The 25,462-nt window shown below is 58.3% G+C and carries 25 protein-coding genes; 7 read left to right on the top strand and 18 right to left on the bottom strand.

Features of this window, described 5'->3' with window-relative positions; translation table 11 throughout:
- Nucleotides 1-296: 296 nt before the first annotated feature.
- From ACFPM8_RS11885 to bluB, 12 genes are all read right to left on the bottom strand, one after another.
- The gene (locus ACFPM8_RS11885) at nt 297-899 is read right to left on the bottom strand and encodes an FHA domain-containing protein (RefSeq protein WP_378997762.1); all 603 of its coding nucleotides are present in this window, start codon (nt 897-899) and stop codon (nt 297-299) included.
- 188 nt (nt 900-1,087) lie between these two features.
- A complete protein-coding gene (locus tag ACFPM8_RS11890) occupies nt 1,088-1,864 on the bottom strand; it encodes a Stp1/IreP family PP2C-type Ser/Thr phosphatase (protein ID WP_378997763.1) in 777 nt (258 codons plus the stop codon).
- Between the two features lie 211 nt (nt 1,865-2,075).
- Complete coding sequence (gene sucD, locus ACFPM8_RS11895) at nt 2,076-2,957, bottom strand: succinate--CoA ligase subunit alpha (protein WP_378997764.1); 882 nt, start codon at nt 2,955-2,957, stop codon at nt 2,076-2,078.
- 17 nt (nt 2,958-2,974) lie between these two features.
- Nucleotides 2,975-4,141 (bottom strand): ADP-forming succinate--CoA ligase subunit beta, encoded by a 1,167-nt coding sequence (gene sucC, locus ACFPM8_RS11900; RefSeq protein WP_378997765.1) that lies wholly within the window; start codon nt 4,139-4,141, stop codon nt 2,975-2,977.
- A complete protein-coding gene (locus ACFPM8_RS11905; RefSeq protein ID WP_378997766.1) occupies nt 4,138-4,776 on the bottom strand; it encodes a DUF2889 domain-containing protein in 639 nt (212 codons plus the stop codon). Before ACFPM8_RS11905 ends, sucC begins: the two co-directional genes overlap by 4 nt.
- A 143-nt stretch (nt 4,777-4,919) precedes the next feature.
- Entirely contained in the window at nt 4,920-5,384 is a 465-nt protein-coding gene (gene recX / locus ACFPM8_RS11910) for a recombination regulator RecX (protein ID WP_378997767.1), read from the bottom strand.
- A 259-nt stretch (nt 5,385-5,643) separates the two neighbouring features.
- Entirely contained in the window at nt 5,644-6,771 is a 1,128-nt protein-coding gene (gene recA, locus ACFPM8_RS11915) for a recombinase RecA (protein ID WP_378997768.1), read from the bottom strand.
- Nucleotides 6,772-6,928: 157 nt separating this feature from the next.
- Nucleotides 6,929-7,813: a cobalamin-binding protein gene (locus tag ACFPM8_RS11920; protein WP_378997798.1), complete on the bottom strand. Its 885-nt coding sequence runs from the start codon at nt 7,811-7,813 to the stop codon at nt 6,929-6,931.
- 11 nt (nt 7,814-7,824) lie between these two features.
- Entirely contained in the window at nt 7,825-8,373 is a 549-nt protein-coding gene (gene cobU / locus ACFPM8_RS11925; protein ID WP_378997769.1) for a bifunctional adenosylcobinamide kinase/adenosylcobinamide-phosphate guanylyltransferase, read from the bottom strand.
- A 7-nt stretch (nt 8,374-8,380) separates the two neighbouring features.
- Nucleotides 8,381-9,157: an ABC transporter ATP-binding protein gene (locus ACFPM8_RS11930; protein WP_378997770.1), complete on the bottom strand. Its 777-nt coding sequence runs from the start codon at nt 9,155-9,157 to the stop codon at nt 8,381-8,383.
- Nucleotide 9,158: 1 nt separating this feature from the next.
- Complete coding sequence (locus tag ACFPM8_RS11935; RefSeq protein ID WP_378997771.1) at nt 9,159-10,238, bottom strand: FecCD family ABC transporter permease; 1,080 nt, start codon at nt 10,236-10,238, stop codon at nt 9,159-9,161.
- Nucleotides 10,239-10,306: 68 nt separating this feature from the next.
- The gene (gene bluB, locus ACFPM8_RS11940) at nt 10,307-10,972 is read right to left on the bottom strand and encodes a 5,6-dimethylbenzimidazole synthase (protein ID WP_378997772.1); all 666 of its coding nucleotides are present in this window, start codon (nt 10,970-10,972) and stop codon (nt 10,307-10,309) included.
- Between the two features lie 165 nt (nt 10,973-11,137).
- On the opposite strand from bluB, the gene ACFPM8_RS11945 reads away from it, so the two are divergent.
- Nucleotides 11,138-12,799 carry a M4 family metallopeptidase gene (locus tag ACFPM8_RS11945; RefSeq protein WP_378997773.1) on the top strand — a complete coding sequence of 554 codons (1,662 nt, stop codon included), beginning with the start codon at nt 11,138-11,140 and terminating at the stop codon, nt 12,797-12,799.
- A gap of 66 nt (nt 12,800-12,865) precedes the next feature.
- On the opposite strand, the gene ACFPM8_RS11950 is transcribed toward ACFPM8_RS11945, so the two are convergent.
- The 3 genes from ACFPM8_RS11950 to cobT are packed head-to-tail and all read right to left on the bottom strand — an operon-like array spanning nt 12,866 to nt 15,304.
- Entirely contained in the window at nt 12,866-13,420 is a 555-nt protein-coding gene (locus ACFPM8_RS11950; RefSeq protein ID WP_378997774.1) for a histidine phosphatase family protein, read from the bottom strand.
- A gap of 23 nt (nt 13,421-13,443) precedes the next feature.
- Nucleotides 13,444-14,265, bottom strand: a complete 822-nt coding sequence (locus ACFPM8_RS11955; RefSeq protein ID WP_378997775.1) for an adenosylcobinamide-GDP ribazoletransferase — start codon at nt 14,263-14,265, stop codon at nt 13,444-13,446.
- 4 nt (nt 14,266-14,269) lie between these two features.
- Nucleotides 14,270-15,304 (bottom strand): nicotinate-nucleotide--dimethylbenzimidazole phosphoribosyltransferase, encoded by a 1,035-nt coding sequence (cobT, locus tag ACFPM8_RS11960; protein ID WP_378997776.1) that lies wholly within the window; start codon nt 15,302-15,304, stop codon nt 14,270-14,272.
- Nucleotides 15,305-15,655: 351 nt separating this feature from the next.
- On the opposite strand from cobT, the gene ggt reads away from it, so the two are divergent.
- From ggt to ACFPM8_RS11980, 4 genes are all read left to right on the top strand, one after another.
- Nucleotides 15,656-17,320: a gamma-glutamyltransferase gene (gene ggt, locus ACFPM8_RS11965; protein ID WP_378997799.1), complete on the top strand. Its 1,665-nt coding sequence runs from the start codon at nt 15,656-15,658 to the stop codon at nt 17,318-17,320.
- 176 nt (nt 17,321-17,496) lie between these two features.
- Complete coding sequence (locus tag ACFPM8_RS11970) at nt 17,497-17,829, top strand: hypothetical protein (RefSeq protein WP_378997777.1); 333 nt, start codon at nt 17,497-17,499, stop codon at nt 17,827-17,829.
- A 309-nt stretch (nt 17,830-18,138) separates the two neighbouring features.
- Nucleotides 18,139-18,618 (top strand): YqhG/Tai3 family protein, encoded by a 480-nt coding sequence (locus tag ACFPM8_RS11975; protein WP_378997778.1) that lies wholly within the window; start codon nt 18,139-18,141, stop codon nt 18,616-18,618.
- 229 nt (nt 18,619-18,847) lie between these two features.
- Complete coding sequence (locus ACFPM8_RS11980; protein WP_378997779.1) at nt 18,848-19,168, top strand: hypothetical protein; 321 nt, start codon at nt 18,848-18,850, stop codon at nt 19,166-19,168.
- A gap of 420 nt (nt 19,169-19,588) precedes the next feature.
- Here ACFPM8_RS11980 and ACFPM8_RS11985 read toward each other — a convergent pair whose 3' ends face one another.
- The gene (locus ACFPM8_RS11985) at nt 19,589-19,858 is read right to left on the bottom strand and encodes a hypothetical protein (protein ID WP_378997780.1); all 270 of its coding nucleotides are present in this window, start codon (nt 19,856-19,858) and stop codon (nt 19,589-19,591) included.
- A 256-nt stretch (nt 19,859-20,114) separates the two neighbouring features.
- Between ACFPM8_RS11985 and ACFPM8_RS11990 the strand changes: the two genes are divergently transcribed.
- Nucleotides 20,115-20,594 carry a hypothetical protein gene (locus tag ACFPM8_RS11990; RefSeq protein ID WP_378997781.1) on the top strand — a complete coding sequence of 160 codons (480 nt, stop codon included), beginning with the start codon at nt 20,115-20,117 and terminating at the stop codon, nt 20,592-20,594.
- A gap of 21 nt (nt 20,595-20,615) precedes the next feature.
- Here ACFPM8_RS11990 and ACFPM8_RS11995 read toward each other — a convergent pair whose 3' ends face one another.
- Both ACFPM8_RS11995 and ACFPM8_RS12000 read right to left on the bottom strand, forming a co-directional pair.
- The gene (locus ACFPM8_RS11995; protein ID WP_378997782.1) at nt 20,616-21,797 is read right to left on the bottom strand and encodes an acyltransferase family protein; all 1,182 of its coding nucleotides are present in this window, start codon (nt 21,795-21,797) and stop codon (nt 20,616-20,618) included.
- Nucleotides 21,798-21,850: 53 nt separating this feature from the next.
- The gene (locus ACFPM8_RS12000; RefSeq protein WP_378997783.1) at nt 21,851-23,893 is read right to left on the bottom strand and encodes a gluconolaconase; all 2,043 of its coding nucleotides are present in this window, start codon (nt 23,891-23,893) and stop codon (nt 21,851-21,853) included.
- Between the two features lie 521 nt (nt 23,894-24,414).
- On the opposite strand from ACFPM8_RS12000, the gene ACFPM8_RS12005 reads away from it, so the two are divergent.
- Nucleotides 24,415-25,461, top strand: a complete 1,047-nt coding sequence (locus ACFPM8_RS12005) for a DUF1338 domain-containing protein (protein WP_378997784.1) — start codon at nt 24,415-24,417, stop codon at nt 25,459-25,461.
- Nucleotide 25,462 lies beyond the last annotated feature (1 nt).

Consider the following 25,462-nt stretch of genomic DNA (forward strand, 5'->3'; position numbering starts at 1 on the left):
TTAAATCTCCAGTTAAGAAAAAAGGGGGGTCACTACACATGAGATAGAGCAATGTCTGTGCCAGCAGGAAATATGTTGCAATTCACGAAAAGCCGGGGGAACTAGTGAGGAAAATTGGCAGTATTTTTGTACTGGACTGACAGATCTCGTCACTTGGCAACTATTTACCGGTAGCACTATTGACCAAACATGTGCCAGATGCGGCTTTTGCTTGTGTGAACGGCCTTCACACCTAAGAGGAACAGCTAATTTTTCAGGGTGAAAAAGATCGTTATCGATACGGCCTCAACCAACTATTACGCAGCTTTCCAAGAAAACCGCATCAAAGTCCCGGCGATATCAATCACATCGTCATCCTTCAACTGCCGCGCGCCGGTGCTCACCGGTATGTCGTTGACCCGAGTGTGGGTTTTTCCCTCGACATGGGTCAGTTCATAGCCTTGCGGACGGCGGGTGACGATAGCGACCTGGATGCCGGGGCGGCCGATGGTGGTCAGGACTTTGGTCAGCATCATTTCCTTGCCGGCGCTGGGACCGTCGAGCATGGTGATGATGGCGTCGGGGCGCGGCGCCGGGAATATCTTGGGCCGGCTGTCCTTGATCTCTTGATCCGACTCCACGACATACAGCAACTTGTAGCGCGCCATCTGGATCACGTCGTTGTGCTGCAAAAAATGCTTGGTCACCGGGTGGCCGTTGATCTGGGTGCCGTTGGTGCTGTTCAGGTCTTCCAAGAACGAGTCGTTGTAGATGGTGATGATGACAGCGTGCTCGCCGCTGATGGCGAGGTTGTCGATCACCAGGTCGTTATGGGCACGACGACCAATGGTAGTGCGCTCTTTGGTGAGCGTCATTTCTTGTAAAACTGTACCGCCTTTGGTCAGGATGATCTTCGCCATGCCATTCTCTCTCGGGAAACGCTTTTTATCTTTAAAAATAAGCTAAAACAATCTAGGCACACCTGATGACACGGAACGGTCCGGCATTTTAATTTCTTCCGTGCGCTTTTGATTGTTGAAACAAGCTGTAGTGTAGTGCTGTCTTGCAACAATCGAGGCTGAAAAATCCTCGATCGGCAACCCGGCAATTACTCTGTTTTCTCCGGTATTTTTATCAAAATCACCGACACATTATCCTGCCCGCCACAGGCATTGGCGGCCTGGACCAGCATATTGCATGCTTTCTTGATGTCGCCTTGCGCATCGCTGATGAGGCGAGCGATATCGCTTGCCGGCATCCGGTCCGACAAGCCGTCGGAGCAAAGCAAATAAAGGTCGCCGGGCTGTATCGAATGCTGATTGACATCCACCACCAGCTGGAAATCGACGCCGACTGCGCGCGTGACGACGTTGCGGTTGTAAGCAAACTGGGCATCTTCAGCCCGGATCAACCCGGCTTCGATCTGCTCTTGCAGCAAGGAATGGTCTCGCGTCAATTGTTCGAGTTGACCGTCGCGGAAGCGATATGCGCGAGAATCGCCGACGTGCGCGATGTCAACGCAATCGTCTCGGAACAAGGCCACCACCACAGTGGTCCCCATGCCGCGATATTCCGGCTCACGGCGGGCGGCATTGATGATGGCGTTATTGGCTTGGCGGACTGACTCCATCAGCCATTGGCGGATCGGCGGTTCGCCTTCGGGCTGGTCTTGCCGATGATATTCCTGAAGCTGGCTTTCCAGTTCTTCCTGGATCGCGACGGTAGCGATGCTGCTGGCAATTTCGCCGGCGTTATAACCACCCATGCCGTCGGCCAACACGGCCAAATGCAGCGACTCATTGACCAATACGGCGTCTTCGTTCTGCGTCCGTACCATGCCAATATCCGTTTTCGCGGCAAATTCTGGCGAGTTATGTTGAAACATGAAAGTTAAGCGGTGAAAAGATTTCTAAGCGGTCAAGTTGCCGGATCTCACTATTTTCGTTGGTTCTTTCGATGACAGCAAGATAAAACTGATGGCTGGCATCGTCAATCCGACAGGAAGCATAGCAAGCACGTTTAATCGGGATATTGTATTGACCCGCCAACAAAAAAAGGGAGCCGAAGCTCCCTTTTTAACTAAACAAAACTACCGATTACAACATCGCCTTCAGCAAGCGCGCCATTTCGGATGGATTCTTGGTGACGGTGATGCCACAGGCTTCCATGATCTCGAGCTTGGCTTGCGCAGTGTCGGCACCGCCGGAAATCAACGCACCGGCGTGGCCCATGCGCTTGCCCGGAGGCGCGGTAACGCCGGCGATGAAGCTGACCACCGGCTTCTTCATGTTGTCCTTGATCCAGTACGCAGCGTTGGCTTCGTCCGGACCGCCGATTTCGCCGATCATGATGACGGCGTCAGTATCAGGATCATCGTTGAACATTTTCATGATGTCGATGTGCTTGAGGCCGTTGATCGGATCGCCGCCGATGCCGACTGCCGACGATTGACCCAGACCCAGCGCGGTCAATTGACCCACTGCTTCGTAGGTCAAAGTGCCGGAGCGCGAGACCACGCCGATGCGGCCCTTCTTGTGGATATGGCCTGGCATGATGCCGATCTTGATTTCGTCTGGTGTGATCAGACCTGGGCAGTTCGGTCCGAGCAGCAAAGTCTTGCTGCCGGCTTTTGCCATGCGGTCTTTCAATGCCAGCATGTCGCGCACAGGGATGCCTTCGGTGATGCAGATGGCCAGATCGAGTTCGGCTTCGACCGCTTCCCAGATTGCGGCTGCTGCGCCTGCCGGCGGTACGTAGATGACGGAAACATTGGCGCCGGTAGCGGCCTTGGCTTCGGTTACGTTGGCAAAAATCGGGATGCCTTCGAAGTCTTCACCTGCTTTTTTCGGATTGACGCCGGCGACAAAAGCATTCTTGCCGTTAGCGTAATCGCGGCAACCGCGGGTGTGAAACTGGCCGGTCTTGCCGGTGATGCCTTGGGTGATGACTTTGGTGTCTTTGTTGATCAGGATCGACATGTCTGTTCCTTGTCCTATTATTTACCGTTAGCCGCAGCAACAACCTTCTGCGCGGCTTCTTCCATGCTGTCGGCCGAGATGATCGGCAGGCCGGAGTCGGCCAGCATTTTTTTACCGATTTCTTCGTTGGTGCCCTTCATGCGGACCACCAGCGGCACTGTCAGCGAAACGGCCTTGGAAGCTTCGATCACGCCTTCGGCGATCACGTCGCAACGCATGATGCCGCCGAAAATGTTGACCAGGATGGCTTTCAGGCCTGGATTCTTCAACATGATCTTGAACGCTTCGGTCACTTTTTCAGTGGTCGCGCCGCCGCCGACGTCGAGGAAGTTGGCCGGCTCGCCGCCGAACAATTTGATGGTGTCCATGGTGGCCATGGCCAGACCGGCGCCGTTCACCAGGCAGCCGATGTTGCCGTCCAGCGAAATGTAGGCGAGGTCGAACTTGGAAGCTTCGATTTCAGCCGGATCTTCTTCATCCAGGTCGCGGTAAGCGACGATTTCAGGATGACGGAACAAGGCGTTGGCATCGAAGTTGAACTTGGCGTCGAGCGCGATGACCTTGCCGGAACCGGTCAGGATCAGCGGGTTGATTTCAGCCAGCGAAGCGTCGGTTTCCCAGTAAGCCTTGTACAGACCTTGCAATTGGGCGCGGGCATCGGCGATCGAAGCAGCAGGCACGCCGATCTTGGCGGAGATGCTGTCGGCGTCGGCGTCGGTCAGGCCGGTGGCCGGATCGATCACTACTTGATGAATCTTTTCCGGATGGCTGGCTGCGACTTCTTCGATGTCCATGCCGCCTTCGCTGGATGCCATCAGCACCACGCGTTGGGTAACACGGTCGGTCACCATGCTGACGTACAGTTCATTCTTGATGTCGGCGCCTTCTTCGATCAGCAATCGGCGGACTTTTTGGCCTTCCGGTCCGGTTTGATGCGTGATCAGCTGCATGCCGAGAATCTGGTTGGCGTATTCGCGCACTTGTTCCAGCGATTTGGCAACTTTGACGCCGCCGCCCTTGCCGCGACCGCCGGCGTGGATCTGGGCCTTGACCACCCATACCGAACCGCCGAGGGTTTCGGCTGCCTTGACCGCGTCATCGACGCTCAGGCACGGGATGCCACGCGGTGTTGTCACTCCGAAGTTACGGAGAATTTCTTTGCCCTGATACTCATGGATTTTCATGCGAGCTTCCCTTCTGACACTGATTTAAATGAACTTGCTTGGTTGAATAATTGGGACTGACTGGGAGTTACTTCTACTGGAGGGCTGATTGCCCACTTCGGATAATATTTGGCGACGACTGCGCCTTCACTACGTAAAGCATGACAATGATCGAGTTGCGGCGGCTTGGTGGCTTCGACTTTTGCCCCCGACACGTCGCCGTTACCGAACTCGCTGGAAAAAGCCTGAATCGCGACGGTCGGCAATATCTGCGCCAATTCGGTCAAATGCGTACAGCCCTGGACACCGCCAATGCGCTCCTTGAGCGCATGACGAAAACCTTTGACCAGGCTGAGGCCGATCAGGATGTTGTATGCGGGGCCGATGGTGTCGCAATAGCCGCGATATGGTACCGCGTCCGAATTAACGTCGACCGCAACGATTGTGTACTGACGGTCTAGTGTCAACCGCAACCACAAGTCGTGCAAAGGCTCGCCTGCCGGCAAATTGCCAGTAAGTAAAGGAAGATCGGAAGCTTTGGTATCGGTAATGCGCGCGTCCAACTCCCATAGGCCATCGTCACGTACGAACGCTTCGATGTGAATCGCGCGGGTGTGCTTCAAGGCGCGGCGGGAAGATGAAGTTGTCAGAGACATATTGGTGAGGTGATTTGCGTGTCGTTACCACAGTTTCTATGGTAACTGCCGCTCCTGCGGGTTTGCAAAAACCCCAAAATTCTAGCACAGCTTGTGATGGCCCAGCGATTTTGATGAGAATCGCAGGATAACCGTGCCATACATTAACAATCATTTTCGTCTTCATCACCACCACCCCGCACCGCAGCCTGAATCGCCCGATGAGAAAACCCACGCTGCAGCAAGAAACGCATCTGCTTCGCGCGTTCCGCGGCGTCGGCCGGCGGGCGGTCGAATTTCTTGCGCCAGACTTCGCGGGCGCGGGCTACTTCTCCACTGGCTAAATCGGCTTTGATATCGACCAAAGCGTCAGCGTCAATACCATGACTTTGGAGTTCGGAGAGGATGCGGCTGTTACCGAAACGGTGGGCGCGCCGGTGTATCAGGGATTCGGAAAAACGCGATTGCGACAATAACTTGGCGGCTTCCAGTGTATCCAGCAGGGCCTCGATGTCGTCGCCTTCCTGCGCATAGCGTGACAATTTGCGCGTCAGTTCCAGGCGACTATGTTCGCGTGCGGACAGGTAGCGTAGCGCTCTGGCTTTGAGACTTATTTGCAGTTTGGCCATTGCGGGGAACTTTGATTGAGGTCGGGCGACTTGCCTGTCTGAATCACTCATTCATTGTGTAAGAATAAATGCAGCCATTCAGCTTATTCACTATTTCAGTGATAACCGGTTGCCGGCACGATGTCGGTAACCGGACACCTCGAAAAATCTACTGCGCGATCCAATCTCGAAGCTGCGATGCTCGCCGTACCTCCGTACGGTTGCGCTTCTCGCCCCGACCTTGAACCGCTCGCTACGGTTTTTCAAGGTGCCCTACAAATTACAGATCTTGATTGGCAGGTACCGCGGCAGCTGCCTTAGCTGCGGCTTTGTCCGCCGCCTTATCCGCTTTGCTTGCCTTATCGTTTGCCCCGGGGGCTGGAATCGCTTCCAGTTCCGGCACGCCCAGCGATACGCGCACCTTGTTCTCGATTTCGCGGGCCAGATCCGGCCGTTCTTTCAGGTAGTTGCGGGCGTTGTCCTTGCCTTGACCGATGCGTTCGCCGTTGTAGCTGTACCAGGCGCCGGACTTGTCGACGATTTTTGCATCGGAGCCGAGGTCCAGGATTTCGCCTTCGCGCGAAGTGCCTTCTCCATAAAGAATGTCGAAGTGCGCTTCCTTGAATGGCGGGGCGATCTTGTTCTTGACGACTTTGATCTTGGTTTCGTTGCCGATCACTTCGTCGCCGGCCTTGATCGAGCCGGTACGGCGGATATCCAGCCGCACCGATGCGTAAAACTTGAGTGCGTTGCCGCCGGTGGTGGTTTCCGGATTGCCGAACATGACGCCGATCTTCATCCGGATCTGGTTGATGAAGATCACCAGCGTGTTGGTGCGGTTGATGCTGCCGGTCAATTTGCGCAGTGCTTGCGACATCAGGCGGGCTTGCAGGCCGGGCAACGAATCGCCCATGTCGCCTTCGATTTCAGCGCGTGGCGTCAACGCGGCCACCGAGTCGATCACGATCAGGTCGACGCCGCCGGAACGCACCAGCGCATCGGTGATTTCGAGCGCTTGCTCGCCGGTATCCGGTTGCGAGATCAGTAGTTCGGACAGGTTGATGCCGAGTTTTTGCGCATAGCCGACGTCGAGCGCGTGCTCGGCATCGATAAAGGCGCAGGTGCCGCCCAGTTTTTGCATTTCAGCAATAGTTTGCAGCGTCAGCGTGGTTTTACCGGACGATTCCGGGCCGTAAATCTCGACCACCCGGCCGCGCGGCAAACCGCCGACGCCCAGGGCGATATCCAGCCCGAGCGAGCCGGTCGAGACCACTTGCACCTCTTCGACCACGGCGCCGTCTTCCATGCGCATGACCGAGCCTTTGCCGAATTGTTTTTCAATTTGCGCCAAGGCTGCGGCAAGAGCCTTGCTCTTATCCGGATTGGCTGCGGATTTTTTATCGTCCATGGTGGTTCTTTCGACAAAATTAGTGAAGGATCTGGGACAGCAAGCAGCACTGTATAAAAAAACAGTGATTTATGCAAGCTCTATGGATTTTTTTCTCAAGCCGCATTGTATGCCTATACAAGTCGAGGGGAATTTTATCGGAGTCGAAGGTGGAAATTCATCGCTGACCAACGCGACGGCTGCGCGCCTGTTCCAGGCTTTGGCACAACGCCGCCGCGCCATCTATCATGCGCGGGCCGGCACGGCTCAGCAGGTCGGCGTCGAGCACAAACAGGTTCCCGCGCCGCACCGCCAATAACGCCGGATACTGCTTCCAGATTTCCAGTCCGCTGCTGGCCTGCTGATGCGTGGCGCCGGTGATCACCGCTTCCGGGTTTTCCAGCAGCACCGACTCGACACTGACGCTGGGCGCCATGGCCGGCAATTTGGCAAAAATATTCTCGCCGCCGCACAGCCGGATCGCATCGCTGACAATATGCTGGCCATTGAGCGTGTACAGCGGGCGATCCCACACTTGGTAGAACACCCGCACCGGCGAGCGAGCGCGATATTGGTTCGCCAGGTTGCTTAATTTTTGATTGAGTTCGGCGGCGGTTTTGCGGGCGATTTTTTCGCTGCCCAATAACTGCCCCAGGCGCAAGACGCTATCGGGAATCTCCGCCAGCTTGCGCGGCTCGCTGTAAAAAATCGGGATGCCCAATGCGCGCAACTGTTCGAGCTGGTGCGTCGAGTTGTCATACAGCCAAAGCACCAGCAAGTCCGGCTTGAGCGCGATCAAGCGTTCGATATCAAGCTGGCGGCTATCGCCGATGCGCGGAATGCTGCGCGCCGCAGGCGGGTAATCGCTGTAGTCCACCGCGCCCACAATCCGCTCGCCGCCGCCGGCTGCAAACACCAGCTCAGTGGCATGCGGCGCCAGCGTCACGATGCGCTGCGCCGGGCGCTGCAACACCACGGTATTGCCGGCATCGTCATGCACGCTGATAGCGGCCGACGCGGCCAGCGGGAGCAGCCCGAACAACACAAAAAACAGATAACGCATCATCGCCTTCTTCAACCTTTCAGCTTCAACGGCAAACCGGCAACAACCAGCACCGCCCGTTCGCACCCGGCTGCCACCGCTTGATTCAAACGGCCGGCTTCGTCGACAAACCAGCGCGAAATTGCACCCTGCGGTATCACGCCCAGCCCGACTTCATTGGAGACCAGGATCACATCGCCGGCGGCTTGCGCCAACGCTTGCAGCAAATGCGCACGCTCTTGTTCAAAACATGCGGGCGGAATGATTTCGCCCACTTCAGGAAAATTCTTCTGTTCGGCGAACAGCAAATTGGACAGCCACAAAGTCAGGCAATCGACCAGGACCAAGCGCTGCGGCGCACTCCAGCGAGCGATGGCAGCACCCAGCGCCAGCGGCTCTTCGACCGTGATCCAGGCGGCATTGCGTTGCTGCCGATGGTGGCGGATGCGCGCCGCCATTTCGGCATCGCCCGCCTGCCCGGTGGCGATATAGATCACCTCCTTGCCGGTAGCCGTCGCGAGTTGCTCGGCGTGCGCGCTTTTGCCGGAGCGTGCGCCGCCCAATATCAGCGTACGGGTCATGATTTGTTCATCGTGTGTTTTCCTCGACCGCCAGAAAAATAAGCCGATCGCCATGTTGCACCGCTTCAATCGGATGTCCCAGACAACGGCTCAGCAGCGGTGCCGTCATCACCTCGGTCACCGGCCCGGCTTGCCACTGGCCGTCGCCCATCAGCAGCAAGGCGTGGCTGGCTGCGCGCTGCGCCAGATTCAGATCGTGACTGACCATCACCACCGCTTTGCCGGCGTCGCGGCACAAGCCGGCCAGCAAGCGCATGACGCTGACTTGATGCGCCAGATCGAGCGCGCTGGTCGGCTCGTCCAGCAACAGCCAGCGCGTGTCCTGCGCCAGCACCGCCGCAATCGCCACCCGCTGCCGTTCGCCACCGGACAAGCTGCGCACGTCGCGCTGCGCCAGATCGCCGACATCCAGCGCCTGCAATGCAGTGGCGGCCGCCTGATAGTCGGCGTCCGAATCCCAGTAGGCCGAATCGCGATAAGGATGACGTGCCGTCAGCACCGTCTCAATCACCCGATAGCCGAATGCATCGTTGCGGCCCTGCGGCAAAAAGGCACGCTGGCGGGCGATCTCCGCCAGCGGCCAATCCTGCAACGCCCGCCCCTGCAATTGCAAGCTGCCGGCAGCCGGGCCATGCAAACCGGCCAGCGCCCGCAACAACGTGCTTTTGCCGGCGCCGTTGCGGCCGATCACGCACCAGCATTGGCCGGCCTCAATCTGCCAGTCGAGCCCGGCGACCAACAGCCGTTCGCCCATCCGCAACGATAAGTTCAGCGTCTGCATCATGTTATTTTTTGTGGATATGGTGCAACTGCAACAGGAACAGCGGCACCCCGATCAAGGCCGTGATCACCCCGACCGGGAACTGCTGCGGCGCCGCCAGACTGCGCGCCAGCGTATCCGCCAGCACCAGGAAAGAGCCGCCGACCAGCGTCGCCGCCGGCAACAGCAAGCGGTGATCCGGCCCCAGCGCAAAGCGGCAGGCATGCGGCACGATCAAGCCGACAAAGCCGATGCTGCCGGCGCTGCTGACGGCGCTCGCGGTCAGCAACGCAGCACAGAAAAACAATCCGCGCCGCAGTGCGCCGACCCGTATCCCCAGAGTCAGCGCGGTCTCGGCATGCAGCGCCATCACATTGATCGCGCGCGCCACCCGCATCGCAAAAATCAACGCCCCACTCAAGATCAACCAAGGCAGCCAGCGCGCTTGCGCGCCGGACAGATCTCCTATCATCCAGAACACCATCCCGCGCAAGCGGCTGTCCGGCGCCAGCGACAGGATCAAGCTCACCAGCGCACTGCAACCGGAAGCGACGATCACGCCGGTCAGCAACAACAACGAGGGATTGCCGTCCGCCATGCCGCCGCGCACATCACGCAGATCGCGATGCGCCAGCACAAACAACAACAAGGCCACCGCGATGGCGCCGCCAAAAGCGGCGATGTCCAGCACCCAGGTCGCGCTGAACAACAGCATCGCCGTCAACGCGCCGACCGCCGCCCCGCCCGACACGCCCAGCACATAAGGATCGGCTAGCGGATTGCGTAGCAGCGCCTGCATCATCACCCCCGCCAACGCCAAGGTGCCGCCGGTCACGAACGCCGTCAACGCCCGTCCCAGACGCAATTCCAGCAGGGTGGCGGCCAGTGAGGGGGAGCCGGCATGCGCATCGTTTGCGACAGCATGCTGCATGGCTTCAGCCAGCGCGGAGAATTGTTCTGAAAACGGCAAGGCGACCGAACCGACCACGCATGCGAACAGGATGCAGGCCAGTGCCGCCAAAGTCAGCCCGGCCAGCACCGTGCATGCCCGGCGGCGCTCCCTGGTCGGCGCGATAGCGAGCGCACTACGCACGGTGCCGGTCATCGCGCAGCACGCCGCATCGAGGCGCAGCGCCTGTCATTTTGTTTAACGTTCTTTGTAAGGATTTGCATTCAGGTCGCTTCCGGATTGCGATTGTCATCGTGACGCCAACTATTCTCAAACACCAGGTCTTGCAGGTTGTGCCGGGTGGCCCAGCCTTCCAGTTCCAGCATCGGCTTCGGATAAAACGCTTCGACATGACCCAAGCACAGGATCGCCATCGGCTTGGCGCCGGCCGGCATATCCAGTAGCAAGCGCAGCTGCTCGGGATCGAACAGCGATACCCAGCCCATTCCGATGCCTTCGGCCCGCGCCGCCAGCCAGATGTTCTGGATCGCGCACGAGACCGAGGCCAGATCCATTTCCGGCAGCGTGCGACGGCCGAAGATATATTCCTCGCGCCTATCCATCAATGCCACCACCAGCAGCTCGCCGCACTCGCGCACGCCTTCCACTTTCAAGCGCATGAATTCGTCTTCGCGCTCATGCAACGCATGCGCGGTATTGATGCGTTCCTGTTCGACCAGCTGGTGGATGGCGGCGCGCAAGGCGGGATCGGTAATGCGGATAAAGCGCCACGGTTGCATGAAGCCGACGCTGGGGGCCAGGTGTGCCGCGTGCAGCAGGCGCGTCATCAATTCCGGTTCGATAGGGTCGGGCAAAAAATGCCGCATATCGCGCCGTTCGGCAATCACCTTGTAGACCGCAGCGATCTCTTCGTTACTGAATTTGTTCATGGCATACCTGGCAGAAGCGGCTGGGGCCCCGTTCAACTGCCGGGAGAGTATAGGTGCCGAAGAAAGAACTGACAAGCTGCACCCACCCGGCTCTTCGGCGCTACGCGACAGAAAAGCGTAGCGCCATCCGCCGTTCATTGTGCTCCACATTCGGCGCATAACGCTATGTTCCATGATCAGATTCACCTCATACAGGAATCAGAGCCATCTGATAACAATGAGTCAACAAAATTACTAGACTTAATGAGCCGACGAGGCATCTGTTTGCCAATCTCTCAAGGAGAATCTATGTCTACGATCAAACACAGCTTTGCATCTCGTTCATTCGCCGTTCTCGGCGCCTCCTGTCTGCTGCCGACTTTGGCATCTGCCGCCACCCCTATCGATGTCGCCGCAATGCCGCAGGCGCGCGCCGCCTATGGCGGCAGTGACAATGGCGGTCTTAAAAATTTACCGGGCGTTAACGTAAGCGACCTGAAACCGCTACGCAGTACCACGCTGCCCAATGGCACGACGGTAACCCGCTACCAGCAGTACTACCAGGGCGTACCGGTGTGGGGGGAAGCGCTGGTTGAACAAAAACCGGCGGCAACGGTGAGATCTGCCGCCGCCGGCGCTCCCCGGTTGAGGGGGCGCTTCATTGCCGACATCGCGAACGATCTGCCGTCAAGCAAGCCGGCGCTGACCTCCGAGCAAGTGCTGGCGCAGGCTAAAAGCCTGAGGGCGTCTGCTTACGCTACTGAAAACGACATGGTCGAATTGGTTATCAAGCTTGATAAAAACAACGTGGCGCAATTGGTGTATCGCGTGTCGTTTTTCATGCCTGGCGCCAGACCGGAGCGTCCTCATTTCGTCATCGATGCCAATACGGGCACAGTACTCAGACAATGGGAAGGCCTCCCTCGTGCCAACGGTTATGGCCCAGGCGGCAATCAGAAAACGGGGTGGTACTGGTATGGTCCAGGCACGAAATATGGGCCGCTCAGAGTCACGAACGACTGTCGGATGGACAGTGGCGATGTCGTGACAATCGATATGAAAAATGACCCGGAACAGGGGAAGACACGCACTCCGTATCAATTTGCGTGCCCCAGCAATAATTACAAACCGGTCAACGGCGCCTATTCGCCATTGAACGATGCGCATTATTTCGGCACGGTGGCATTCAATATGTATCTGGACTGGCTACAAATGCGACCGCTGACGAAACGCAAATTTTACATACGGGTACATCCCTATCTGGACGACCAAGACAATGCATTTTGGGATGGCTCCACCGCTACTTTCGGCGATGGCGCTACTCGTTTTTATCCGCTGGCATCGGCGCTTGAAGTTGTGGCTCACGAACTCAGCCATGGCTTTACCGAACAGTATTCGGGGCTGATTTACGACGGTCAGTCCGGCGGCATGAACGAGGCGTTTTCCGATATTGCCGGCGCCGCGTCCAAGTATTACCTGACGGGGCGCGACGATTGGGAAAGCGGCCGCGAAATCAAGAAAGGAGCGGGAGCTCTTCGCTATATGAACAACCCGCCGAAAGACGGTAAATCGATCGATCACGCGTCGAAATACCGCGAAGGTATGGAGGTCCATTACAGCAGCGGCGTCTACAACAAAGCGTTCTATCTGCTGGCCAAGACAAGCGGCTGGAACACGCGCAAGGCGTTTGAAGTATTTGCCGATGCGAACCTGTACTACTGGATGCCGGATAGCACTTTCCAGCAAGGTGTTTGCGGCGTATTGAATGCGACGCAAGGTCGGGGGTACAAGTCGGAGGATGCGGCGGCGGCGTTCAAAAAAGTCGGGGTGCAGTGCCAAACGCGATGACATGGAGACACCTCTAAAAACCTGCTCCAATATTGGCAAGCTCGGCAATATTGGAGATTAGGGGCTTTAAGCATCGACCACCAGCAACTCCCCATAGCCGATGCTGTGCGGCGTACGCGCCGCATGCAGCGCCGCATCGGCCAAACACAAGCCCAACTGACAAGCCAGCAGCAAACGTATCGTGCCCGCATGGCAAACCACGATGGCACGCTTGTGCCGCGACTGCCTTAAGTCATCATAAAAGGCGCAAACCCGTTGCGCCATCTGCAACAGATTCTCACCACCGCCGGGCCGGTAGCCAGCCATATCGTCGGCCCAGGCGTCGATTTCACTGCGGGCAATAGCGTCCCATGCGCACATTTCCCATTTGCCGAAATGCATCTCGGCCAGCCGCGCATCGTACCTAACCGGCGCGCAGGCCAACGTCTCGGCCAAGTCCTGCGCCAATCCCGCACACCGTTGCAGAGGACTGGAGAACAGCGGGCATTTTCTTGGCAGCAGCGCACTCAAGGATTGCAAGGCGCGCGCCTGTTCTTCGGCGGCAACGGCCAGATCGGTACTGCCGTAGCAGGTATTCGCGGCGACCAGCGGCGGTGGATGACGGACCAGATAGAGGCGCATGGGGATGGCAGTTCAATGGCAAATCAACGACCGGCGACGGCCGACAAGGCCAGATAAAACGCGACTTCCGTCAGCTGCTGCACCGCTCCCAGGCAGTCGCCGGTATAGCCGCCGATACGCCGCACGAACATGCGCGCCAGCCATGCCGTTGCCAGCGTCGCCGCCAGCACGCCAAGCGCAATGCTGATCCAGGACAGCCAGCCGCCAAGCCCGACGGCCAGCAGCGGGATCGCTGCCGTCAGCCCGCCGCAACAAAAGGTGGCAAACGACATCGGCGACACCAGCGCTTGCGCCTTGCCCTCTTGCCGCACATAAGGCAGACGCCACATCAGCGCCAGCGCCGCCAGCCGCGACAAGGGATGCGCCACCAGCAAAGCCGCAAGCACTTGCGGCGCAGGCAGGCTGGCCAGCAACAGGCATTTCAACGCCACTAGCAAGCCGATGCCGATCGCCCCGTAAACACCGATCCGCGAGTCGCGCATGATCTCCAGCACCCGCGGCGCAGTCATGCCGCCGCCGAAGCCGTCGCAGACATCGGCGAAGCCATCCTCATGCAAAGCCCCGGTCAGACAAATACCGGCAATGGTCGACAGCAGCACCGGCAGCAACTGCCCCGGTTGCGGCCAGATCCACGCCGCCAGCGCATACACCAGCGCCGTCGCCGCAGCCACCACCAGCCCGACCGCAGGAAAATAACGCGGCGCTTGCTGCAGCCACTCCGGCGCAAACCCGACCCAACGCGGAATCGGCAGGCGCGTAAAGAATTGCAGCGCGATGAAAAACAGACGCAGCTGGCGCAGTCCCCAATGGCCCCAGCGCAGCGGCGAAATAATGGTCGGCAACATGGCCTTAGGCTATCTTGCCGCTGACCTGGGCCGAGGCAAAAGTCGCCATCTCACACAGGAAATTGACCGCCGCCTGCAGCAACGGCAATGCCAGCGCGCAACCGGTCCCCTCCCCCAGCCGCAAATCAAGTTGCAGCAGGGGTCGCACCGCCAGATGCTGCAGCATGCGCCGGTGCCCATGTTCGTCCGAGCAATGCGAAAAAACACAGTAATCGAGAATCGCCGGCTGCAAGCGCGCCGCCACCAGCAATGCGCTGCTGACGATAAAACCGTCAATCAGCAGCACCATGCGCCGTTGCGCCGCACCCAGCATGGCGCCGACCAGCATCGCGATTTCAAAGCCGCCAAAGGTGGATAAGACCTCCAGCGCCGTGTTCGCCGCGGTGTGCCGGGCGACTGCAGCCTCGATCACCTGCTGCTTGTGGCGAATGCCGTCAGCCGCCAAGCCGGTGCCGGCGCCGACGCAGTCGCCGACCGCAATCCCGGTCAGCTTGTGCATGATGGCGGCGGCCGCCGTCGTGTTGCCGATCCCCATTTCACCGAAACCCAGCACATTGCCCTCCAGCGATCCGGCCAGCGCCATCCCGTGCTGCATCGCACCGAGACACTGCTCCATCGTCATCGCCGGTTCCCACGCGAAATTGCGGGTGCCATGCGCCACTTTAAGATCGATCAAGCCCTCGCGCGGCCCGAAATCATGATTCACCCCGGCATCGACGATATGCAGCGCGCAACCGTTCTGGCGCGCAAAAACATTGATCGCCGCCCCTTGCCGCAGGAAGTTCTCCACCATTTGCCAGGTCACGCTTTGCGGATACGCGGAAATATTTTCCGCGACGATGCCGTGGTCGCCGGCGCAAACCAGGATCGCCGGTGCGAGCAATTGTGGCGCCAGCGTTTGTTGAATCAAGCCAATCTGCTTGGCCAGCGGCTCCAGCATGCCGAGGCTGCCGAGCGGTTTGGTCTTATTGTTGATCGCCGCATCGAGGGCAACGGACAGAGCGGCATCGTGGGTGGAATCGATTTGAGGGATGGGCATAGGGTTACCAGGGCGTTGTAGGGTGGAAAAGCGCAGCGACTTTCACCGTTTTAGATACGTCAAACACATGCGGCGCATCAGGAGAGCAAGCACGAAGCAGATGATACACAAACCGATATCGGGAAACCCCATGCCGGATCAACAAGAGAATGCAATAATTGCTGCGCTCATTATGTCGTCGTGCGCGCAGTAGCGCAAAAACATACAGGCAAGCTGTTTACCTAACGAAAGGGAGAAGATATGCGATATACACATTGGTTGTTAAAACCGTTGGCCGCATCAGCGCTCGCGCTGGTCTTGCTGGGCAACGTACAGGCCGCATCGCTGCCAGCGGTCGAGGCGCAAAACGGCATGGTCGTGAGCTCGCAGCATCTGGCCTCGCAGGTCGGGGTCGATATCCTCAAAAAAGGCGGCAACGCGATCGATGCCGCGGTAGCGGTCGGCTATGCGCAGGCAGTGGTCAATCCGTGCTGCGGCAATATCGGCGGCGGCGGCTTCATGACCATCCACCTGGCCGACGGCCGCGACACCTTCATCAACTTCCGCGAAACAGCCCCGGCCGCGGCCAGCGCCAATATGTACCTGGATGCCGAAGGCAAGGTCATCAGCGACTCCAGCCTGTACGGCTATCTGGCGGTCGGCGTGCCGGGCACCGTGCTCGGACTCGACAGCGCACACCGTCAATACGGCAAGCTGACCCGGATGCAAGTGATGCAGCCGGCGATCAAGCTGGCGCGCGACGGCTTCATCCTGAATCGCGGCGACACCGACATTCTCGACACCACCATCGAACGCTTCAAAAAAGATCCGGAAGCCGCCCGAATCTTCCTGCGCCGCGACGGCACGCCGTTGCAGCCGGGCGACCGGCTGGTGCAAAAAGACCTCGCCAGAACATTGGAAGCGATAGCCCGACGCGGCCCCGACGCCTTCTATAAAGGCGCGATTCCAAAAGCGGTCGAACGCGCCTCCAAGAACGGCGGCGGGATCATCACCGCAGCCGATTTCGCCGGCTACAAAATCAGCGAAAGCGCCCCGTTGTCCTGCGATTACCGCGGCTACGTGTTCGTCTCGGCGCCGCCGCCCAGCTCCGGCGGCGCCACCATGTGCCAGATCCTCAACACACTGGAAGGCTACGACATGAAGGCGCTCGGCTACCACTCGGCGGCCTCGATCCATTACATGAGCGAAGCAATGCGGCATGCCTATATGGACCGCAACACCTTCCTCGGCGACCCGGCTTTCGTCAAAAATCCGCTGGAGCGCCTGCTGAGCAAATCCTACGCAGCATCCATCCGCGACAAAATCAGCGCCGACAAAGCCACTCCATCATCCGAGGTGCAGCCCGGCATGGAGCCGCACGAAAAGCCTGAAACCACCCACTACTCGATCGTCGACAAGGCCGGCAATGCGGTATCCACCACCTACACCGTCAACGGCCGCTTCGGCGCGGTTGTGATCGCACCGGGCACAGGCTTTTTCTTGAACGACGAGATGGACGACTTCACCGTCAAGGTCGGCGTCAAGAACCTGTACGGACTGGTGCAAGGCGCGACCAACTCGATCGCCCCCGGCAAGCGGCCGCTGTCGTCGATGTCGCCGACTTTGGTTACCAAGGACGGCAAAACCTTCATGGTGCTCGGCTCGCCGGGCGGCTCGCGGATCATCAGCATCACGCTGCAAACCGCGCTCAATGTGATCGACTACGGCATGACGCCGCAAGAAGCGGTCGACGCCCCGCGCATCCATCATCAATGGCTGCCGGACGAGGTCTATTACGAAACCCGCGGACTGTCGCCTGACACGCTGAAAGTCCTGGCCGGCATGGGCTACAAGATGACCGAGCAAACGCCCTGGGGCGCGGCGGAGCTGATCATGATCGGCTTGCCGGGCGCGGCGGGCGTCGCCACCTCGGCCAGCTCCGGCAACGATGCGGCGGTATCGGGCAAGGTGCGGCCTGGTTTCTACTATGGTTCCAACGACGTGCGGCGGCCGTCCGGTTCGGCCATCGGTTATTGAAGTAAGAAAGGTTGGGCTGCAAAGCCCAACGCGATCGAGCCGACAGTGCAGATTGTAAGCAGGTGTAATACCCGGTAAGCGGATGTAATACCCGTCAACGCATCGTCGAGGCGCGGCGTTTTTTGCTCAGTGACACGGGAATTGCCCCGCTTAATTAACCACCTGAGGACCACACCATGAAAAACGTAATCTCTGCACTGATCGTCGGTTTGTTTGCTAGCGCAGCATTCGCACAAACTCCTGCTCCAACCGCTCCAGTGGCAAAAGCTGAAGTGAAACAAAGCAAGGAAGTGACCAAAGCCGAAGTCAAGGAAACCAAAACTGCAGTCAAGACTGAAGCCAAGGAAGCTACAGCAACTACCGGCGCGAAAGAAGAAGTCGCCGGCGCCAAGGTTGACGCGAAAAAAGCCAAAGTCAAAGCCCATCACAAAGTAGTGAAGGCAAAAGCCGACGAAGCTAAAGTCGACGCAAAAGAAGCTGTAGCACCGGCACCAGCACCAGCCAAGTAATTGGCTAGCGCTGAATAACAAAGACAGGTTTCACCCTAACGACCCGGCCGCATATGCGCCCGGGTCGTTTTTCATTACGATTTACGCCCGCTAGTCCCCTATCGTTGGATTTTTCAGCCCAACCGCGCTCTGCCGCCCGACACGTTGCACATTCTGGTCCGGGTAATCGCATCAATTTGACCTGCCATGTGCATCGCACTTGAGCAGCGAATCACCAAGTATTAATGGGAACAGTCCGGTACATTACTGTTTTTTTCCGCGCTACCGAACCCCCATCCTGTGAACCCGCTTATCGCGAAAGCCAGACCGATGAAAACAATCGCCGCCCTACTGTTCGCCGCCATTTACACAACGGGCGCTTACGCCACCTGCTTTAGCGACTCACCAATAGAGCTTGCAAAAAATCTTCACGACAAGCATAGGGAGTTCTATCAAAAGCCATCTGCCGATGCACGCCAGCTCATTCATTCGTCATTTTTAAAAGCAGTCGACCATGAAGATCGGTGCCGAGAGAAAGACGACACCTGCACATTGGATGCCGACCCCTGGGATGACGCACAAGACGGCGCCGCGAAACCGCCATTCGAATACCAGGTGTTGCATCTGACACCGACTGCATCAACGGTGCGCTTTAATTTCAGATTCACCGTGGACGACAAGCATTATTCGCCACGGCACGCGACGTTGAAATTCAAAAGAGAGGGCGCTGGAAATTGCTGGAAGGTTGATGACCTGATTACCAATAGCGGCCTGTCTCTGCACGACACATTCAAGAACCGCAAACCCTGATTTTTCAACTCTTTGCGGAACGAAAACCGACAAAGGAAGAGAGCTGTGATCCGGTTAAAGACCGCAGCAAAAAGAGTATGAGTGCCTGAGCATGCAGCGCCGTTTGTAAGCAGGTGTAATACCCGGTAAGCGGATGTAATACCCGTCAACGCATCGTCGAGGCCCGGCGTTTTTCACTCAGCGACACGGGAATTAACCCACTTAATCAACTTCACTTGAGGACTACACCATGAAAAACGCAATCTCCGCACTGATCGTCGGCTTGTTCGCTAGCGCAGCATTCGCACAGACTCCTGCTCCAACCGCTCCAGTGGCAAAAGCTGAAGTAAAACAAAGCAAGGAAGTGACTAAAGCCGAAGTCAAAGAAACCAAAGCTGCAGTCAAGACTGAAGCCAAGGAAGCCAGCGCAACTGCCGGCGCGAAAGAAGAAGTAGCTGGCGCAGAAAAGACCAAGGTCAAAGCCCATCACAAAGTAGTGAAGGCAAAAGCAAAAGCCGACGAAGCTAAAGTCGACGCGAAAGAAGCAGTCGCACCAGCACCAGCCAAGTAATTCCCTGGCAGTGAATAACAAAGACAGGGTTCGCCCTGATGCCGTTCGACCCAGGGACTTTTTAGTGACTTGAACGGTATAACGCTTTGATTTCGCCTTAACGACCCGGCCGCATATGCGCCCGGGTCGTTTTTCTATTTGGGGGGTGACACGGCGCTGGAGGCTATCCCCGGATGTCCGATCGCGACTCTCTGCATGTCGATGGCCTGCTTCCGAAGTTCAAAGTCGACCTTCAGAAGATCGGCGACGCTCCCTATTTGGGGCGACGCCGACGTTTAGCATCGTTGGCGACCCGCCGGACTACCGTAGGGCGGATGAGCGTAGCGTTATCCGCCGCTTGATGTACCACAAGTGCTTGACGCATCCAAAACGGCGGATAACGCTGCGCTCATCCGCCCTACCGACGGTGGCGGTCAGCGGCTAGGCTTTGCGCTGCCTGGCAATCAACTCGTTCAGGTAATCAATGATGGCTTGGGCCTGTTCCGCCATCGTGCCGGTAGAGGCCAGCATCCAGCGCAGCTTCACGTCGATATCGAACGCGTTCAGCAGTGGCGGACAGGCGGGGTCGCCGTGCTCTTGGGCCAGATGGTTGGCATGCAGCGCCGACAGACATAGATGAATGCCTTGGCTCATGTCGAGCACAAAAGCGATGAATTGCGTCGCTGGATCGCTGCGCAGGTCTTGGTCCAACCACGAGAACGGTTGAAGATCTGCTGTAGCGGGGATGGGTGGGGATGGACGGGTTTCTTACTATTACTCATTGCGAGCTCCTAACGTGCGGTTAAACCGCATTGCGCGGTCAGTACGCTACGTGCAACTCGGTCCCCAATACTGCAGGGACCGGGCGACTACAAACGTTCTCGGGTGCTACGGCAATTATTGGCGTTCTGCCATTTTTGGCTGTGCCGGAGGACAATCAAGTTTTGCTGTTTGAGGGAGTATTTCGATGGACTTACTGCCGGCTATAGAGGATGCCTTTGCTTGGCGCGTCCGGCCTGATGTATTGACCGATTCCAAACAACTTAGCGACGCAGAACTGGATGATGTTCTCGCCATCTCTCGCCTGGACTGGCGGGAAGTGACGAGCGAAAAGTGGGAGCAGTATTTCGATGTCATTTGCTGGTTATCGCCGCTGGCTTTTTGCTTTTATTTGCCGGGGATCTTCAAAGCCACTATTGACGATAACGAGCCGAATCTTATTGTGGTCGGCAGCATTGTCTCCATGCTCGACAGGAGCCCCAAGCCGGAATGGTGGGACGATTTTTTCTTGCCGCGCTGGACCTTGCTGACGGAGCCGGAATGCCGGGTGACCCAGGAGTGGATATTGTGGCTGTCCAATTTCGGCAATGCGGCTTTGTCGGATGATGCTCTCGAAAGATCATTGCAAACGCTTGAGTTGCTGATTTCAAAACGCGGCAAGAAATAAGGTAAGCATTATCCGAATAGCTCATTTCACATCGGGCACGCTGGAGGCCAGCGGCGTATTGAACGCTTCATGCGCCCGGCGCCTGGCAAGATAGCGGCGGCGGATTACCGCATTGGCCGGCTCGGAGACATAGCGCGATACCAGCGCAGCGGCCAGCGCCGACAGTCCGAGAAATAACAGCAGCCACGGCAATCTTGCGCCATAGCCCAGCTGCTCTTTGCTCAACACATTGCGCAGCAGGCCCAGCACGATGATATGGAACAGGTAGATTTCATAGCTGTGCCGTCCCAGCCAGCGTACCGTGCTGCTCACGCGGCCGGTGCTCCAGCCGGTCGTGCGATCGTTGGCCGCGCCAAGCAAAAAGGCGGCACTGGATACGGCGATCAGCGAGAAGCCGAATATCTCGTGGCCGCTTATGCCGCGCAGGTAGACCGCGGCCAGCGCGATGCCGGCGATCAGCCGCAGTGCGCGGCCGTAGTTGGCAGCAAGCTTGACGCGGCGCGCCAGCAAGGCGGTCAGGCAACCGAAGGCGATGGCATCGAAGCAGGCCAGATAGCCGTACATAAAGAAGATTTCATTGTCGGTGTGGTGATTGCGATAAATCGGGCCGATGACAATGGCCGCGACACACGCTGCGACGATCAGCCAAGTTCGGCGCAGCAGCATGCACGCCAACGGCAGCGCCAGATAGAACACCTCCTCAACCGATAGCGACCAGTAAATATTGAGGCAGTAGTTGAAATAGCCGGTCGATTGCATCAGCACGTTGTGCCAGAAGGTCAGCACCGATCCGGCCGCAATCAGGAAGTAGGAAGCAGGCCGTTGGAGGTCGCCGTCGCTATTGTCGAAAAACGGCAGGTCCAGGCAGCCCAGCGTGACGATGACGGCGAGCGCCAGCAGCAGGCTGGGCATGATGCGGGCAAAACGGAACAGGTAGAAGGTGCGTGCGTCGATGTCTTTCAAATCGCCCCAGCGCGCCAGCGAGTTCGACGTAATCAAAAATCCTGAAATCACAAAGAACATGGTGACGCCGAAGTTGCCGTTGTATGCAATCGCCTTCAGCAACGCCAGGGGCAAAAGCGTGCCAAGCGGGCTGTCCTTGAGACCATAAGCCAGCGCGAAGTGCAAGATCAGCACGCAGGAAATGGCGACGCCGCGCAGAAAATCGACGCGGGCGTTTCTGGTGTAATCGGCTGACGCCATTGTTGTTCCTTGCTGAAATGATTTTATTAATTTGGAAAACGCGTTCGTGAATTTCATTCAACCGTGATGGGCAAATCACGATCGTTGATCGCCTGGTTGCCGGCGTAATCGGCTGCAAAAATCCGGATCAGGTAGTCGCCTTGCGGCAAATCGGCGGCGCGCCAACTGCCGGTTTTTGCGCGACCGTCGCGCACCGTGTTGGTCACGACATAAAGAAAGCGCGTGGCGCCGCTGCTGTGCACGGTGTCGCCGCTGCTGTCGGCGTAAGCAATCTTGACGGCTTCGCGATCGGGCGGCAGGCGATTGAATTCGAGGTTGACCAGCGCTTGTTCGAAACCGCGCACAGGGGTTCCGTCGGCGTGCAGGATTTGATAGCCGAGCTTGTATAAACCCAGGCGGCGGCGGGCGGCATTGCCGTCCATTTGATCGTAGGCGTCAACCACGATGCTGAAGTCTCCCAGGCTGCGCTGCACCAGCAGGCGCCCGCCGCGTTTTTTGCTCAATCTCCGTGCGGCGCGATCGAAGAGTTGAATGTCTTCGATGCGGGGCGGCAGCTGGTCCTTGAATCCGGGGAACGATAATGTGAGCGGATTGACTTCCGCACCGGCGGGGCTGTATTCGAGATGGACGTGATACATGCGATTGACGGTCCCGAGCGCATCGCCGACGCTGAATCGAGTGCCGCGCTTGACGCGCACCCGCATCGGCTTGCCGTCGTTATCGTTGAGCACGATAAAGCGCGCCGGGTCTATCGGCTCATCTTTTTCGGTACGGCCGACCCGCATGTGAATGTAGGTCATGGTGTCGATGCCGAGGCCTTCGCTCAAGCCGCCGTAGCCCCAGTTGGGCAGCACGCTGCTGGTTTTTTCGTCGGCCACGGCCAGCACCGGTGTGCCGATAGCGGCTTGCACGTCGACGCCGCTATGAAAATGATCGCGGCTTTCGCCGTCATAGTTGCCGCGCACTTCTCCCATCGTGCCGACGATTTCATGCCATCTGTTTTGCGGCTTGAGCGGCCATGGGAATGACGCAGGCTGCGCCGCCCGAATCGACGATTGCGGCGATGACCGCAGCGCAGCGCCACCGGTGTGTGCGGTTGTTGGCAGGCCGGTCGCCGGCATTTTCGGCGTTACTTTTCGCACCATGTAATCGGCGGCGTCGGCCACATACAATGCGCCGCTGCGGTCCAGCGCAATGCCGGTCGGACTTTTCAAGCGTGCTGCCGTATCGTCGCCGATCGCAACGTCGATGCCGATGCCGGTCAGTCCGCGCAATTCGCCGCTTGGCGAAATTTGCAAGATGCGCCCGCGTGCCGTATCGCCGACGTAGAGGAAGCCGTCCGGCGTCAATGCCAGTCCCTGCGGCCTTTTCAATAGTGCCTCGCGGTCTTTCGGCGGCGAACTGGCTATCGTTGTCACCTCGCCGGCGCCGGTCAATTTGCGAATAGCGCTGTTTTTGGTATCGGCGATGAATAGATCGCCTTTCGCATCGACCACCAAGGCGCACGGCGTATCGAATAAGGCATCGGCCGCCGGCCCGTCCTGATAACCCGGCCGGTCGCCGCCGGCCAGGGTTTTGACTTGGCCATCTGCTCCAATCACCCGAATCCGGTCGTTATAGGTGTCGGCCACATACACATTGCCGCGCTGATCGACGGCCACCCCTACCGGGCCGTTGAACTGCGCGCCGCTCGCCGGGCCATTGCGATAGCCGGCCTTGCCGTTACCCGCGACAGTCGTCACGACTCCTTCCGGCGTGATTTTGCGAATCGCGTTGTTGCCGGTATCGGCGACAAAGACATTTCCGGCTTGATCGATCGCCAGGCCCGATGGCGTGTTGAAAGCGGCGCTTGCCGCCGAACCGTCGGCAAAGCCTTCCTGCGCGCCGGCCAGCGCCGTGACCGCACCGTCAGGCGTGATTTTGCGAATGCGATTGTTGTTGCCGGCATCGGCGACATAAAGATTGCCTTGGCGGTCAACGGCAAGGCCAAAGGGATCGGCGAAGCGCGCATGCAGCGCTGTGCCGTCAAGCACGCCGGGAGTGCCGTCGCCGGCTACGGTTGTTATCTGTGCGGCCCAGGCGAAGTCGGTGGGCATGGTGCTTTCTTGCGCCAGCGTTTGCGTCAGCCAGCCGGAGCCGCTTGGCCTGGATCCGTCCTGAAGCAAAAAATAATAGGTGATTGAACCTGCGCCGAGTACGAACAACGCCGCCAACGTTAGCTTGGTAAATTTTCGAAACACTCTGTATGACCTGCTTTATGCGAAGCGTGCAGATTAACTGATCCGAATTATTTCTCAAAGGCAAACCGTACGCCATAGCGCGTAGGTCGGAAAAGCGCAGCGTCTTCCGACATCCGGTGCGCCGCTGAAAAAAAGCCAAGGGCTTGACCAGCTGGTGCGATTCTCGCCGTCGGAAGACGCTGCGCTTTTCCGACCTACTTCTTGTTGCTTGTGCGGGTTACGCGTTGTGGTCCGCGTAGATTGTGATTGAACCGAAGGCGAAGCCCAACAAAAGCGCGGCAACATGAGTAAAACGCATGAACGCATCAATATTCATGGTTTTGTCGGCTACCGATTCAAATTTACACTGCGCCTTTCGTCCTACCGAAAGAGCACGCATGCCTTCCACCAATCTTCATTTCATGCTGGCATCCCTGCCAGGCGCCGAGCATTCCATGCCATTGTTTGATGTGCTGCACGTCCCGCCAAGCACGCTGCGGCCGCGCTCGGATGCGGTGTCGCGGATCGAGATTGCGCAGGCTTTGAATATGCTGCTGTTCGAGAAATTGTTGAAAGCTGTCCCGCATGGGAATGACTACGTGGCGGACGCGGTGCGCGTCGGCAGCAAGGTGCGCTTCGATCACGGCGCGTTGCGGACTGTGCTCGGCATCAGCACCGGCATGTTGCCGGCCGGCGAAGCGGCGTTTACCCGCATCCTGCGGCCCTTGGGCTATCGCCTGAACGGGGTTTATCCCTTGCAGCGGCTCAGCATGACCGGCCGCGCTTATGCGCATGAAGATGCGCCGGAGGACATCGCGCAATTCTTTGTCAGCGAATTGCATCCGCATCATTTTTCCGCAACCTTCCAGACCACCGTCAACAAGATCCTGGCGACTTCGCAAGACCCGCTCGACGCCCATTCAAAACAATTGTTGCAGCACCTGAGCACGCACCGGAGCCTGGCGGGGACCGAGGCGCTGGCGCTGTTGCCGGTGCTGGTGCGCTGTTTTGACCGCCAGCACTCTCTGCCGACGATCGCCGAGTACCGGACGTTGCTGGCCGAATCGGCTGAAATGGCGTGGATCTCGACCGAAGGCAACGCCTTCAATCACGCCACCGACCGCGTGGCCGATGTGGCGGCGGTGGCCGACGCCCAGCGCCAATTGGGGCGGCCGATCAAGGACGCGATCGAGGTGTCGCGTAACGGCCGGGTGCGCCAGACCGCCTTCCGCGCCTGCCCGGTGACCCGCATGATGCAGGATGAAGACGGCACGCCGGTCGAGATGCAAGTGCCCGGCTCATTCTATGAATTCATCTCGCGCGAGCGTTATCTGGATGAGGACACACAGACAGACAAGCTCGATCTCAGCTTCGACAGCGGCAATGCCCAGGGCATTTTCAAAATGACAGCCGCTGCCGCGCCACCCGTACTGGTGGACGCCTGAG

The sequence above is a fragment of the Paraherbaspirillum soli genome, from assembly GCF_042654985.1.
Classification (GTDB): domain Bacteria; phylum Pseudomonadota; class Gammaproteobacteria; order Burkholderiales; family Burkholderiaceae_D; genus Paraherbaspirillum; species Paraherbaspirillum soli.

Coding starts and splice junctions, on each gene's coding strand:
- ACFPM8_RS12000 (WP_378997783.1), bottom strand. CDS start 23,893: ATGCCCACCGACTTCGCCTGGGCCGCACAGATAACAACCGTAGCCGGC.
- ACFPM8_RS11890 (WP_378997763.1), bottom strand. CDS start 1,864: ATGTTTCAACATAACTCGCCAGAATTTGCCGCGAAAACGGATATTGGC.
- ACFPM8_RS11975 (WP_378997778.1), top strand. CDS start 18,139: ATGAAAACAATCGCCGCCCTACTGTTCGCCGCCATTTACACAACGGGC.
- ACFPM8_RS11950 (WP_378997774.1), bottom strand. CDS start 13,420: ATGCGCCTCTATCTGGTCCGTCATCCACCGCCGCTGGTCGCCGCGAAT.
- sucD (WP_378997764.1), bottom strand. CDS start 2,957: ATGTCGATCCTGATCAACAAAGACACCAAAGTCATCACCCAAGGCATC.
- ACFPM8_RS11935 (WP_378997771.1), bottom strand. CDS start 10,238: ATGACCGGCACCGTGCGTAGTGCGCTCGCTATCGCGCCGACCAGGGAG.
- ACFPM8_RS11945 (WP_378997773.1), top strand. CDS start 11,138: ATGTTCCATGATCAGATTCACCTCATACAGGAATCAGAGCCATCTGAT.
- recX (WP_378997767.1), bottom strand. CDS start 5,384: ATGGCCAAACTGCAAATAAGTCTCAAAGCCAGAGCGCTACGCTACCTG.
- ggt (WP_378997799.1), top strand. CDS start 15,656: ATGGTCGTGAGCTCGCAGCATCTGGCCTCGCAGGTCGGGGTCGATATC.
- ACFPM8_RS11920 (WP_378997798.1), bottom strand. CDS start 7,813: ATGCGTTATCTGTTTTTTGTGTTGTTCGGGCTGCTCCCGCTGGCCGCG.
- ACFPM8_RS11885 (WP_378997762.1), bottom strand. CDS start 899: ATGGCGAAGATCATCCTGACCAAAGGCGGTACAGTTTTACAAGAAATG.
- recA (WP_378997768.1), bottom strand. CDS start 6,771: ATGGACGATAAAAAATCCGCAGCCAATCCGGATAAGAGCAAGGCTCTT.
- sucC (WP_378997765.1), bottom strand. CDS start 4,141: ATGAAAATCCATGAGTATCAGGGCAAAGAAATTCTCCGTAACTTCGGA.
- ACFPM8_RS11970 (WP_378997777.1), top strand. CDS start 17,497: ATGAAAAACGTAATCTCTGCACTGATCGTCGGTTTGTTTGCTAGCGCA.
- ACFPM8_RS11990 (WP_378997781.1), top strand. CDS start 20,115: ATGGACTTACTGCCGGCTATAGAGGATGCCTTTGCTTGGCGCGTCCGG.
- ACFPM8_RS11995 (WP_378997782.1), bottom strand. CDS start 21,797: ATGGCGTCAGCCGATTACACCAGAAACGCCCGCGTCGATTTTCTGCGC.
- ACFPM8_RS11930 (WP_378997770.1), bottom strand. CDS start 9,157: ATGATGCAGACGCTGAACTTATCGTTGCGGATGGGCGAACGGCTGTTG.
- ACFPM8_RS11905 (WP_378997766.1), bottom strand. CDS start 4,776: ATGTCTCTGACAACTTCATCTTCCCGCCGCGCCTTGAAGCACACCCGC.
- ACFPM8_RS11955 (WP_378997775.1), bottom strand. CDS start 14,265: ATGTTGCCGACCATTATTTCGCCGCTGCGCTGGGGCCATTGGGGACTG.
- ACFPM8_RS11980 (WP_378997779.1), top strand. CDS start 18,848: ATGAAAAACGCAATCTCCGCACTGATCGTCGGCTTGTTCGCTAGCGCA.
- cobT (WP_378997776.1), bottom strand. CDS start 15,304: ATGCCCATCCCTCAAATCGATTCCACCCACGATGCCGCTCTGTCCGTT.
- bluB (WP_378997772.1), bottom strand. CDS start 10,972: ATGAACAAATTCAGTAACGAAGAGATCGCTGCGGTCTACAAGGTGATT.
- cobU (WP_378997769.1), bottom strand. CDS start 8,373: ATGACCCGTACGCTGATATTGGGCGGCGCACGCTCCGGCAAAAGCGCG.
- ACFPM8_RS12005 (WP_378997784.1), top strand. CDS start 24,415: ATGCCTTCCACCAATCTTCATTTCATGCTGGCATCCCTGCCAGGCGCC.